This is a genomic window from Nitrobacter winogradskyi Nb-255, assembly GCF_000012725.1.
GTDB lineage: Bacteria > Pseudomonadota > Alphaproteobacteria > Rhizobiales > Xanthobacteraceae > Nitrobacter > Nitrobacter winogradskyi.
The window spans coordinates 645,001-656,706 of sequence record NC_007406.1; the positions used below are offsets into that span (position 1 = coordinate 645,001).

At 64.7% G+C, this 11,706-nt stretch carries 10 protein-coding genes and 1 pseudogene (1 of these 11 only partly in view); 8 read left to right on the forward strand and 3 right to left on the reverse strand.

Annotation, left to right across the window (positions count from 1 at the left end):
• From NWI_RS02980 to NWI_RS02990, 3 genes and pseudogenes are all read left to right on the forward strand, one after another.
• Nucleotides 1-1,391 carry the 3' portion of an FAD-dependent oxidoreductase gene (locus NWI_RS02980; protein WP_011313898.1) on the forward strand. It extends 130 nt beyond the left edge of the window, so the window shows 1,391 of its 1,521 coding nt (coding positions 131-1,521); the start codon falls outside the window, past its left edge; the stop codon is at nucleotides 1,389-1,391.
• A 207-nt stretch (nucleotides 1,392-1,598) separates the two neighbouring features.
• A pseudogene (locus NWI_RS02985) lies at nucleotides 1,599-2,153 on the forward strand (methylated-DNA--[protein]-cysteine S-methyltransferase).
• Between the two features lie 220 nt (nucleotides 2,154-2,373).
• Nucleotides 2,374-4,860, forward strand: coding sequence for a TIGR02302 family protein (locus NWI_RS02990; protein WP_011313901.1), 2,487 nt, complete (start codon nucleotides 2,374-2,376; stop codon nucleotides 4,858-4,860).
• Here NWI_RS02990 and NWI_RS02995 read toward each other — a convergent pair.
• Together NWI_RS02995 and NWI_RS03000 are read right to left on the reverse strand one after the other, a co-directional pair.
• Nucleotides 4,847-5,239 (reverse strand): response regulator, encoded by a 393-nt coding sequence (locus NWI_RS02995; protein WP_011313902.1) that lies wholly within the window; start codon nucleotides 5,237-5,239, stop codon nucleotides 4,847-4,849. The two genes, NWI_RS02990 and NWI_RS02995, sit on opposite strands and share 14 nt — an antisense overlap.
• A 3-nt stretch (nucleotides 5,240-5,242) precedes the next feature.
• Nucleotides 5,243-6,100, reverse strand: coding sequence for an MJ0042-type zinc finger domain-containing protein (locus NWI_RS03000; protein WP_011313903.1), 858 nt, complete (start codon nucleotides 6,098-6,100; stop codon nucleotides 5,243-5,245).
• Nucleotides 6,101-6,253: 153 nt separating this feature from the next.
• Between NWI_RS03000 and ftsE the strand changes: the two genes are divergently transcribed.
• The 4 genes from ftsE to NWI_RS03020 all read left to right on the forward strand — a co-directional run bounded on the left by ftsE (nucleotide 6,254) and on the right by NWI_RS03020 (nucleotide 9,554).
• Nucleotides 6,254-6,913 carry a cell division ATP-binding protein FtsE gene (gene ftsE / locus NWI_RS03005; RefSeq protein WP_011313904.1) on the forward strand — a complete coding sequence of 220 codons (660 nt, stop codon included), beginning with the start codon at nucleotides 6,254-6,256 and terminating at the stop codon, nucleotides 6,911-6,913.
• Nucleotides 6,906-7,877 (forward strand): cell division protein FtsX, encoded by a 972-nt coding sequence (locus NWI_RS03010; protein WP_041344701.1) that lies wholly within the window; start codon nucleotides 6,906-6,908, stop codon nucleotides 7,875-7,877. Before ftsE ends, NWI_RS03010 begins: the two co-directional genes overlap by 8 nt.
• 93 nt (nucleotides 7,878-7,970) lie before the next feature.
• On the forward strand, nucleotides 7,971-8,696 hold the full coding sequence (locus NWI_RS03015) for a YdcF family protein (RefSeq protein WP_011313906.1): 726 nt from the start codon (nucleotides 7,971-7,973) through the stop codon (nucleotides 8,694-8,696).
• Nucleotides 8,697-8,774: 78 nt separating this feature from the next.
• Nucleotides 8,775-9,554: a lysophospholipid acyltransferase family protein gene (locus NWI_RS03020; RefSeq protein ID WP_011313907.1), complete on the forward strand. Its 780-nt coding sequence runs from the start codon at nucleotides 8,775-8,777 to the stop codon at nucleotides 9,552-9,554.
• A gap of 125 nt (nucleotides 9,555-9,679) precedes the next feature.
• Here the strand turns inward: NWI_RS03020 and NWI_RS03025 are convergent, their stop codons facing one another.
• A complete protein-coding gene (locus tag NWI_RS03025; protein WP_011313908.1) occupies nucleotides 9,680-10,264 on the reverse strand; it encodes a gamma-glutamylcyclotransferase in 585 nt (194 codons plus the stop codon).
• Nucleotides 10,265-10,494: 230 nt separating this feature from the next.
• Between NWI_RS03025 and NWI_RS03030 the strand changes: the two genes are divergently transcribed.
• Complete coding sequence (locus NWI_RS03030) at nucleotides 10,495-11,691, forward strand: DUF2125 domain-containing protein (RefSeq protein ID WP_041345333.1); 1,197 nt, start codon at nucleotides 10,495-10,497, stop codon at nucleotides 11,689-11,691.
• The last annotated feature ends 15 nt before the right edge of the window (nucleotides 11,692-11,706 follow it).

Below are 11,706 nucleotides of genomic sequence, written 5' to 3' on the forward strand. Positions count from 1 at the left end.
GGATTTTCGCGATCGACGCTCATTGCAGCCATTACCACGGACCGCTTGCTGACGGGATCGTTGTCGACGGCACCGTCCGCTGTCCATGGCATCATGCCTGCTTCGATCTCCGCACCGGGGAAGCGACCTGCGCGCCGGCCTTCAACGCGCTCGATGTCTGGCAGGTCGAGCAACGTGACGGCCGGATTTTTGTTCGCGAGAAGCGAGCGCGGCCGGCGGTCAGGATCGCGAAGCCTGATCACCCCGGCAAGATCGTCATCGTCGGCGGCGGCGCGGCGGGTTTTGCGGCCGCTGAGATGCTGCGCCGTCAGGACTACGCAGGCAGCATCGTGATGCTGAGCAGCGACGATGCGCCGCCGGTCGACCGGCCGAACCTGTCGAAGGACTACCTCGCCGGTTCCGCGCCGGAAGACTGGCTCCCGCTGCGTCCCGATGATTTCTACCAGCAGGCCGGCATCGATCTGCGGCTGCGCACGACCGTTACCGCCATCGATCCGTCCGCGCGCCAGCTTTCGATCAACGGCGATGTCATTGGCTACGATCGGCTGCTTCTGGCGACCGGAGCCGAGCCGGTCAGGCTGCCGATTCCCGGCGCCAATCTTTCGCATGTCCATACGCTGCGCTCGCTCGCGGATTGCCGCGCCATCATTGATGGAGCCAAATCGGCCAACCGGGCGGTTGTCATCGGTGCGAGTTTCATCGGCCTGGAGGTCGCGGCCTCGTTGCGCGCCCGCGGGATCGAGGTCCATGTCGTCGCCCCTGAGTCCCGTCCGATGGAGCGCATCCTCGGCGCGGAAATGGGCGATTTCGTCCGTTCGCTGCACGAGGAACATGGCGTGATCTTCCACCTGGAGAATACAGTCACAGCGATCGGCGAGAAGAAGGTGACAATCAGCAGCGGCGAAACGCTGGAAGCCGATTTCGTCGTCTTCGGCGTCGGCGTGAAGCCGCGCCTGGAGCTTGCGGAGAAGGCGGGATTGAAGATCGACCGCGGCGTGCTCGTCAACCAGTACCTGGAAACAAGCGCGCCCGGAATCTTTGCGGCCGGTGACATCGCGCGCTGGCCCGATCCGCGGTTCGGGGAGAACATCCGGGTCGAGCACTGGGTGGTGGCGCAGCGCCAGGGGCAGGTGGCCGCGCGCAACATGCTGGGACACCGCGAAAAGTATGACGCTGTGCCGTTCTTCTGGAGCCAGCATTATGATGTGCCGATCAATTATGTCGGCCACGCGTTGAAGTGGGACCAGATCGAGGTCGAGGGTAGTGTCGCTGACCGGGATTGCCTGCTGCGCTACAAGCATCTGGGGCGCGTGCTGGCGGTCTCTTCGATCTACCGGGATGTCGACCACCTCAAGGCGGAAGTGGCGATGGAGCGCGCGGTCGCCGCCTGACATTCAGCCTCGCGGTATACCCACCCGCCGGAGCAGGCGTGATCACGGGGTTTTCTCAAGGCGCGACCCAACGCAGGAATGCGCTGTGGCGTTTTCGAGCGAGGTGGAATCCGGTTCGCGTAAAGAAAACGCGCCAGATCAAAATGCTGGAGTCTTTCTCCACTTCCGTGAGGCGGTGAAGGACTTCAGTTTGCGACGGAGCGATCCGTGAGTGAACCGCCAAATGATCGCGGGTTCGCGCTGTTCGAACCGCGATCGGAATCTGCGGTATGGTCTGGACCGCGCACGGCATCGAAGCGGTGCAACTGCCGCTGCCGGAGGAAGACAAGACCCGGATGCGCCTTCGCCAGCGTTATCGGAGCCTCGCGGAGGCGGCTCCGCCCGCCGTCGTGCGGGCCGCGATCGACGGCGTGATCGCGTTGCTTGAGGGTAAGCCGATCGATTTATCCGGTGTGGTGCTCGCTCTCGACAGCGTAGGCGAATTCGATCGCCGCGTTTACGACATCGCACGGACCATTCCGCCAAGGCAGCACGATGACCTATGGCGACATCGCCAAACGCCTTGGCGGCGTTGAGCTGTCGCGCGATGTCGGTCAGGCGCTCGGCCGTAATCCGTGTCCGATCGTGGTGCCGTGCCATCGCGTGCTTGCCGCCGGCGACAGGCCGGGAGGTTTCTCGGCGAGCGACGGCGTCACGACCAAGCTGAGAATGCTCGCCATCGAGGGCGCGATCGTCAATCACACGCCGGGCCTTTTCGATTGACCTGTTTCGCGCAAAGAGCGGCTCCGGTCTGAAACCCGGCGGTCACGCCGTCCGCCGATGCCTCATTGCCGCCGCCGTGGTAGGATGCTGTTTGGCGGCGTTTTACAGCGATGCGGTTACCGGTTCGCGTGAAGAAAACGCGTCCAACAACAATCTGGAGCTTCGCTTCTGATTCAATCGGGAGCGGGGTTGTTCTAGCTTCAGCAGCGCGGAGAACGAGTTGAGCGGCGTTACCCCCGATCCATCCCGTCAGGATGACGATCCGCGTGCGTTGGCGGGAGTTGAACTGACGCGCGCCCTGCGGCGCGCCAGGTGGGTGATCGCGTGGGAAAGGGGCTGGCCGCATCTTGCGCGGCTGCTTTGCGTCGGCGGGCTGTTTCTGGCGATTTCCTGGGCCGGGGCCTGGCTGGTTCTGCCGGCTTGGGTGCGCGCCGTTGCTCTTGCCGCATTTGTTCTGCTCGCCGTCGCGGCGGCGGTGCCTGCCGTCAGGTTCCGCTGGCCCAGCCGCGAGGACGGATTGAACCGGCTCGACCGCGGCGCCGGCCTTCGCCATCGTCCCGTCACCGCGCTCGCCGACACGCTGGCGACCCGGGATCCGGTTGCGCAGGCTTTGTGGCAGGCGCAGCGCGCCCGCACGCTGACCGCGATCAAGCGTCTTCGCGCGGGGCTGCCGTCGCCGCGGCTGCCGCTGCATGACCGCTGGGCCCTGCGAGCGCTGGTGATGGTGCTGATGGTCGCCACTTTCATCGCGGCGGGCGGCGAGCGGACCGAGCGTGTCGCTGCGGCGTTCGACAGGAATGGCGCGCTGACCTCGGCTCATGTCAGGGTCGATGCCTGGGTGGCTCCGCCGCCTTATACCGGCAAGCCGCCCATCATCCTGTCGGCGACCGGCAAGGACGCCAATCCGTCCGATACCGCGCTTCCAGTGCCTGCGGGCAGCACGCTGATCGTGCGTTCGAGCGGCGGCAGTCTCGACGTCGCGCTCAGCGGCGGTGTGACCGAGAAGGCTGTCGCCGACAAGCCCGCGGAAGGCGCGAGCGAGCGGCATTTCATCATTGCCGCGGATGGCGCGGCTCAGGTGCGTGCGCCGTTGGGGCAGCCGCGATGGACTTTCAGCGCGATTGCCGATCGCGCCCCGGCCATTTCGCTGGCCAAGCGGCCGGAACGCCAGGCGCGCGGATCGTTGCAGATGTCCTACCGCCTGGAGGACGATTACGGCGTGACCGAAGCCCATGCGGCATTCTCGGCCCGGCCCGCATCCGCTGTAAACGATGGGACGGCCGCGCGCCCGCTGTTCGATCCGCCGCAATTCGCGCTGGTGCTGCCGAACGCCAGGCCCCGTAGCGGCATCGGGCAGACGGTTCAGGATCTGAGCGAAAGTCCCTACGCGGGCGCCGAAGTGACCTTGACGCTGACGGCGCGCGATGACGCCGGAAACGAGGGTCGCAGCGAACCGCTCGACCTGCGCCTGCCGGAACGCGTGTTCACCAAACCGCTTGCGCGCGCGCTGATCGAGCAGCGTCGCATCCTGGCGCTGGACGCCAATCAGAACAGGCAGGTCCATACCGCGCTCGGTGCTCTGCTGATCGCGCCCGAGGTGTTTACTCCCAGGGCGGGCGAGTATCTCGGTCTTTACAGCGTCACGAAGCAGCTTGAGGAAGCGCGCATCGACGCCCAGTTGCGAGAAGTCGTCGCCAGTCTCTGGGGGCTCGCCGTCAGCATCGAGGACGGCAACATCACCGATGTGGAGAAGGCGCTGCGTGCCGCGCAGGATGCCTTGAAGGAGGCCTTGGAGCGCCGCGCGAGCGATGAGGAGATCAGGAAGCTCACCGAGAACCTGCGCGCGGCGCTGGATAATTACCTGCGCCAGTTGGCCGAACAGATGCGCAACAATCCGGAGCAACTGGCGCGTCCGCTCGACCCCAACGGTAAGGTGATGCGTCCGCAGGATCTCGACAACATGATCGAGCGCATGGAGCGTCTGTCCCGCTCCGGCGACAAGGAAGCCGCCAGGCAATTGCTCGATCAATTGCAGCAGATGCTTGAGAATTTGCAGATGGCGCAGCCGGGCCAGGGCGAGGGAGCGGGCGAGGACCTGCAACAGTCGCTGAATGAACTCGGCGACATGATCCGCAAGCAGCAGCAGTTGCGCGACAAAACCTACAAGCAAGGCATGGATTCGCGGCGCGATGACGATGACGGCCAAGAGCGCGGCGGTCAGAATGGCATGGGCGGCCTGCAGCAGGATCAAAAGGCCCTGCATGACAGGCTCAAGACATTGCAGCAGGAACTCGCCCGGCGCGGCATGGGATCGAGCCAGCCGGACGACGATCTCGGCCAGGCCGATTCGGCAATGGGCCAGGCGGGCGGCCGGCTTGGCGAGGGTAACGCCGATGGCGCGGTCGACGCGCAGGGCCGGGCGCTCGACGCGCTGCGCAAGGGCGCCCGGAGCCTCGCCGAAGCCATGCAGCAGGGCGAAGACGGGTCGGGTGGTCGTGCGGGCCGGCAGAGCGGCGGTCAGACCGACCCGCTGGGGCGGCCGTTGCGGGGTCGCGAGTTCGGCAACGAGACGACAGTCAGGATTCCCGGCGAGATCGATGTTCAGCGGGTCCGCCGCATTCTCGAAGAGTTGCGCCGCCGCCTCGCCGATCCGTCACGGCCGAAGATCGAACTCGATTACATCGATCGGCTGCTCAAGGACTACTGATCGTTCCGCCGGTCTGCGTCGTCAGCGCGCCCGCGACCGCGGCGCGGATATCGGCCACCGAAAACGGCTTGGTGACGACATCATGCACGATGGCGTTGAGGCCCGACGCGCGCTCGCGCTGATCGGCGAAACCTGTCATCAGCAGGATGATCAGGCCGGGAAAATCGCGCGCGGCGGCAAGCGCCAGCGCGATGCCATCCATGATCGGCATCTTGATGTCGGTGAGCAGCAGATCGAAGGTGTGTGCGTCGGCTGATAGAATATCCAGCGCTTCGGCGCCGTCAGCCGCGGTCACGATCTCGTGGCCGTCCATGGCGATGGCGCGGGCGACCAGCGAGCGCATCGAGTCCTCGTCGTCGGCGATCAGTACCCGCGCCATCGGTTAGGCTCCATTTCCGGCGGCAAGATCCTGCCGGTTGAAGAAGCGAACATCGATACTGCGGCCTTCAGGTGGCGGCGACGCCAGCCGTGTCCGGAACCAGATGTTTTCACCAGGCTTGAGCGCGGGCTGCTCTAGAACCGCGTTCCACGCGTAGATCTCCGTTTCATGCGCGTCGCGGATGCTGAAGCGCAGGCGCGGCAGTTCGACCGGCTTGCGGGTTTGCGCCGCGATCATGCCCTCGATCACCAGAACCTGCTTCCCGTCGACGGTTTCGGTCGAGGTGGTGACGTCCTTGAACGCCAATCCGCGCAGGTTCACTTCCAGTCCGGCGAGCCGGTAGAACGTTGCGGTTTGCGGAAGCAGGCGCACGATGTCGACGCGCCAGATCACAAGAGCCAGCACAAGGGGGGCCATCGCAACGCAGAAGGTGTTCAGGGTGATCGTCGGCCGGTGAAAGACGAATAAGGACCTGAGCCGGTCGCGGAACCGCGAGGCAATGGAAAGCGCGCGTTTGTTATCCCGAGTCGTATTGTCCCGGGGGGTGTTGTCCTGCCGGGCCGGCGGCGTCCTGGCGACGGCAAGGTTCTGTTGCGGCATTCGGGTTTCGGGAGATTCCGGCAAATCGCTGGCGATCGACGGACTGTCGATCGACGGCATCTCGCCGGCGTCGGGAGGGTCGGTCCATCCCGCCATCTCGTCCGCTCCCGCCATCGTGGGGACGCGAACCCTGGCGATATTGTCCGGCGTCGCCCGCCATGTTTCCTTGCAGCGCGAGCAGCGGACGATGCGGCCCTTTCCGCCGAGCTTTGCGGGGTCGACCGCATAGGATGTCGTACAGTGGGGACAGACAATGTGCATGGACGAATCGCCAGAAGTAACGCTGTACGAAATCTACGCGCCGACCGTTAACGAATCGGAAACCATAACCGACGCACAAAAGGACGATTGCGGGGGCTCCATGATCTTGATTTGACGCGTCCTCACGCGAACCAGGAAATCGGGACACAAGGCTTGATCCGGTTCGAAAATGTCGGCTTGCGTTACGGGCTCGGCCCGGAGATTTTGCGTGACATCAGCTTTCATCTTCCCGCCCGCTCCTTTCAGTTTCTCAGCGGCCCGTCGGGCGCGGGAAAAACCTCCCTGCTGCGGCTTCTGTTTCTGTCGCTGCGGCCGACGAGGGGGCTCGTCAACCTGTTCGGTCAGGACGTCTCGCTGCAGAGCAAGGATGCGATCGCCGACCTGCGCAAGCGTATCGGGATCGTGTTGCAGGACTTTCGTCTGCTCGACCACATGACCACCTACGAGAATGTCGCGTTGCCGTTCCGGGTCATGGGCCGCGAGGAGTCGACCTACCGTCGCGAAGTGATCGATCTTCTGAAGTGGGTGGGGCTCGGCGAGCGGATGGATGCGCTGCCGCCGGTCCTGTCAGGGGGGGAGAAGCAGCGCGCGGCGATCGCTCGCGCGGTGATCGCGCGGCCGCAGCTTCTGCTGGCGGACGAGCCGACCGGCAACGTCGATCCGACGCTTGGGCAACGTTTGCTTCGGCTGTTCATCGAGCTGAACAAGTCCGGCACGGCGGTCATCATCGCCACCCACGACATCGCCCTGATGGATCAGTACGACGCGCGGCGGCTGGTGCTGCATCAGGGGCGGCTGCATATCTATGAGTAAGGCAGGGGACGGCCACGATGTGCTGATGGATCTCGGGCGCGAGCGCCCTCAGGTGCCGGTCCGCGCGCGCAACATGTCGCCGATCGTGCCGCGTGCGTCGATCGCCGGCCGCGCGCTGGTGGCCGTGGTCGCCATCATGACGTTTCTGGCGTCGATCACCACCGGGGCGGTGCTTCTGATCAACGCTTCGGCCTCGGAATGGCAGTCGGAAGTCGCGAGCGAAATCACCCTCCAGGTACGTCCCGCCGCCGGCCGCGATCTCGAGCAGGATGTCGCGGCCGCCGCCGCCGCGACCCGCGAGCAGCCGGGGATCCTCGATGTCAGGCCGTACACCAGGGAGGAGTCGGCCAAGCTGCTTGAGCCCTGGCTCGGCAGCGGGCTGTCGCTCGACGATCTGCCGGTGCCGCGCATGATCGTCGCGCGCGCAGCGCCCGGAACCAGGCTCGATCTGGAAGGGCTTCGCAGCCGCGTGACGCAACTGGCGCCCTCGACCAGCGTGGACGATCATCGCGCCTGGATCGACCGGATGCGATCGATGACCAACGCGACCGTGTTCGCCGGTATCGGCGTTCTCGCGCTGGTTATCATTGCGACCATTATCTCGGTATCGTTCGCGACCCGGGGGGCGATGGCGGCCAATCGTCCGATCGTCGAGGTGCTGCATTTCGTCGGAGCGAGCGACCGATACATCGCCAATCACTTCCTGCGCCACTTCCTGCGGCTCGGGCTGAGGGGCGGCGTGATCGGGTGCGTCGCCGCGATGCTGATGTTCGGGTTCTCCGAATCGATCGCGAACTGGTTCTCGGGAACGCCGGTGGGGGATCAGTTTGCGGCGTTGCTCGGCACGTTCTCGCTGCGCCCTTCCGGCTATCTGGTGCTGGCGGGCCAGACGATCCTGATTGCGGCGATCACCGCCTTTGCGTCCCGCCGCACGTTGTTCGCGACGCTTGATGAGATCGATTGAGCGGCCGCTCTGGACGAATGCGCCATTCTGACGCTGCCGGACTCCACTTCGCCCCAAAACGCATTAAAATCGGGGGCCAGGGACACCGAATGTATGAGTAAAGAAGCACGTCACGACAATGTGGAAGCTCCTCGCCGGGCGCCGGGCCGCCGGCGCGGTATGCTGCTTGCGACCCTGGTTGCCGCCGCCGGAATCGCCTTTGTCGGGGCGGCGGTCGGCTTCGTCGGATTTCTGTCGCAGCTGCGGGGGGTGGAGACAAAGCCCGCGGCTAACGCGGACGGCATTGTGGTGCTCACCGGCGGCTCGTCGCGGATTTCCGATGCCGTTGATCTGCTGGCCGGCGGCTACGGCAAGCGGCTGCTGATTTCGGGCGTTCATCCGACGAACGGGGTCAGCGATATTTCGCGCTCGCTGCCGGACAGCCAGCGGCTTCTGACGTGTTGCGTCGATCTCGATCGCTCCGCGGTCAACACCCGGAGCAACGCAAGCGAGACGCGGCGCTGGGTCGACGGGCAAGGCTTCCGCTCACTGATCGTGGTGACATCCAACTACCATATGCCTCGCGCCATCGTCGAACTGTCGCATGCGATGCCTGATGTCACCTTGATTCCGTTCGCGGTCATTGGCGAAAAGTGGCGCGAGGAGCCATGGTGGACAAGCGGCGCGACCTTGCGGCTCCTGCTATCGGAGTATGTCAAATACCTCGCCGCCGAGGCGCGGGTTCGGCTGGCTCATCTTGGCCTCGACCTCGAACTCCCGCCCGAAAACGCGGATCAGTCGACCGGCGCGATCCAGCCACGACGGCCGGCCTCGGGCTGAAGGGCCTTCGCTTCTGATTCAATCAGAACCGAAAAGGCCCTAGAATGCGCCAAATAACGCCCCGCAACTGGATGCGTGATGATTTCCATCTTTCTGCGCTCGCTGGTTTTCAACATTCTGTTCTATGTGACGATGGCGATCTGGATGGTTGCCGCGCTGCCGACATTCCTGATGCCGCGCGCGGTGCTCGTCAGGATGGCGAAGGCCTGGGGGCGCTGGAACATCTGGCTGATGCGCGTCATCTGCGGCACGCGCGTCAAAATTCTCGGCACCGGGAAAATTCCGAAAGGTCCGCTGATTTTCGCCTCCAAGCATCAGTCGACGTGGGAGACTTTCGCCCTTTTCAGCCTCATCGATCAGCCGGTCTTCATCCTCAAGCGCGAGCTGACATGGATTCCGTTCTTCGGCTGGTATCTGCTGAAGACGGGAATGATCGGCATCGACCGCAAGGCCGGCCTGCGCTCGCTGAAGATGCTGGTCCGGATGACGCGGGAGCAGGTGCGTCTCGGCCGCCAGCTTGTTATTTTTCCGGAAGGAACGCGACGCCCGATCGGAGCCCCGCCGTCCTACAAGAGCGGCGTCGCCATGATCTATGCCGAAGGCGGCGTGCCCTGTGTTCCGGTGGCCCTCAACTCCGGCCTGTGCTGGCCGCGCCGGACGTTCCTGCGCTATCCGGGAACGATCACGGTCGAATTCCTCGATCCGCTGCCGCAGGGTTTGCGGCGTGATGAATTCATGTCGCGCCTGACGGCATCGATCGAGGGAGCGACCGCGTCCCTGGTCGAGGCGGGGCGGCGCGAGCAGGCGCGGCTGTCGGGTCGGGTGAAGGACGCGGGAGCGGGCGGGGGTAGAGCATGATCCCGACCCGAAGGGCCGCGTCAGCGCAAAGTAGAAATCGGTTTTCGGATAAGATCATGCTCCAGAGCGAAGATATTCCCAAGAGATAACCACGGTTTCCGTTCGACGCCTCCGCGGCGGCGCGCCTACCTCGGCATCGGCGTATCGTTGTGCAGCAGTTCAGCCAGCTGGTGCAGCTTTAGGTCGCGAAAGCCCTGTGACTCGATCGACCTCACGGTCGACAGGACATAGTCCCGGTTATGTCCGGAGCGGCCGTGCCCCTGCCGGACGTAACGGGCCTGGTCCGCCAGAGTCAGCCGACCGGCATACTGGACGTGACCGCGATCGACCACATAAGCGAGCGCGCTGACCCGCCGTCGCGCGTCGTCCTCCAGCCAGACGGAGCGCGTCACCTCGCGGTAGACGTGGGTGGTCTGCTCGCGCTCCCGCAAATATGCGATCGTTGCCTCGCGCCGGCTGGCCGCAACCCGGAATGCGATGCCCCGGCAGGCGCCCCCCCGGTCGAGCCCGAGAACCAGCCCCGGTCTCTCGGGCGTCCCGCGATGGTCGAACGAATAGACGCAGAGCGCCCGGTGCTCGCCGATCAGCCGCGCCGGAACCTGCTCGGCGAAATCGAATCCGGGTCTCCACATCAGCGAACCGTAGGCAAATATCCAGAGATCGTTGCCGGAACTGTCGAAAGCCGTTTCAAATTGTCGCTGCACGCTCATCGCGCCCTGCTCAGGGCGTATTCCGTCATGTTTTGTATGATCAGGATACGCACGAGCCATTAGAAATAAGGATTTTTGACGGCCAACCGGGAGTCTCGCGTCGCCGAACAATGCTTTAACAGAGCCGCGCCCCCAGGCGAAGCGAAACCGAAAGGGGCTGGTTTTGCCGGCGTCGCGCGACTATGGTCGAAGACCCCGCCGACCCGGCCCACCAAGAGCCCGCCTTCCGCATGAATGCTGCCAACAACGCCTCCAGCAAGTACCGTCTTTGGCCCATTTTCGTCATGCCCGTGCTGGTGGTCATCGCCGCCGCCGCCTGGAGCGCGTTCTGGTTTTATGCGGCCTCGCAGGTCGATCAGACTGTTGATGCCTGGCGGGCGCGCGAAGCGGCGTCCGGACGCATCTATGATTGCGCCAAGCGGACGGTCGCCGGATTTCCGTTCCGTCTTGAGGTCCGCTGCGAGGATGCGACCGTCGAGCTGAGGTCGCAGACAGCCGAGCAGGCCGCGGCGCAGATGCCTCCCTTGACCGCGCGCCTCGGGGACATCCTGGTGATCGCGCAGATCTACACGCCCAGGCTGCTGATCGCGGAGTTCAAGGCGCCTGCGACGCTCTCCCGCCACGGTCAGCCGGTGATGGTCGTCGATTGGCGTGTCGGGCGCAGCAGCATCGTCGGACTGCCCGATACGCCGAAGAGCGCGGATATCGTTTTCGACGACCTTGCGATCGACCGCATGGTGGAATCGGTTCGGACACCGGCCGCACGCGCCGCCCATGTGGAGCTTCACGGCCGCACCGCGGAGAAGTCCACACTGGACAAGCCCATGATCGAGACCGCCGTGGAGTTGAGCGGAGCCACTCTTTCGGACATTCACCCGGTGCTGACGCAACCGTTCAATGCCGAGGTCGGCGCGATCGTTCACGGGCTGAAGGATTTCACGCCAAAACCCTGGCCGGTACGGTTTCGTGAATTGCAGGCGGCCGGCGGCCGTATCGAGATCAGGCAGTCGCGGATCCAGCAGGGCGATCTGATCGCGATCGCCGCGGGTTCGCTGGGGCTTACCGCCGACGGGCACCTTGACGGCGAATTGCACATGACAGCGACCGGTTTCGAGAAAATGATCCCAGCGCTCGGAATCGATAAAATGCTGGAGCAGGGCGTCCCGCAGGAGACTCTCGATAAGGTCGCGCCCGGCGTGAAAAGTAAGGATATCGACAATCTGTTCGGTGCGCTCGACCGGGCGATTCCCGGCCTTGGCAGGGCCGTGCGCGAAAACGCCAATGTCGGCGTCGCCGCGGGTCTCGCCGCGATTGGTCAGGAAGCGACGCTGGAAAACAAAAAGGCGCGCTCCTTCCCGCTGCGGTTCGTTGCCGGCGCGGTCTTCATCGGGCCGTTGAAGGTCGCCCAGACGCCGCCGCTGTTCTGATCGAGCGCTGATATC

Coding starts and splice junctions, on each gene's coding strand:
- NWI_RS02995 (WP_011313902.1), bottom strand. CDS start 5,239: ATGGCGCGGGTACTGATCGCCGACGACGAGGACTCGATGCGCTCGCTG.
- NWI_RS03015 (WP_011313906.1), top strand. CDS start 7,971: ATGAGTAAAGAAGCACGTCACGACAATGTGGAAGCTCCTCGCCGGGCG.
- NWI_RS03000 (WP_011313903.1), bottom strand. CDS start 6,100: ATGCACATTGTCTGTCCCCACTGTACGACATCCTATGCGGTCGACCCC.
- NWI_RS03010 (WP_041344701.1), top strand. CDS start 6,906: ATGAGTAAGGCAGGGGACGGCCACGATGTGCTGATGGATCTCGGGCGC.
- NWI_RS03030 (WP_041345333.1), top strand. CDS start 10,495: ATGAATGCTGCCAACAACGCCTCCAGCAAGTACCGTCTTTGGCCCATT.
- NWI_RS03020 (WP_011313907.1), top strand. CDS start 8,775: ATGATTTCCATCTTTCTGCGCTCGCTGGTTTTCAACATTCTGTTCTAT.
- NWI_RS03025 (WP_011313908.1), bottom strand. CDS start 10,264: ATGAGCGTGCAGCGACAATTTGAAACGGCTTTCGACAGTTCCGGCAAC.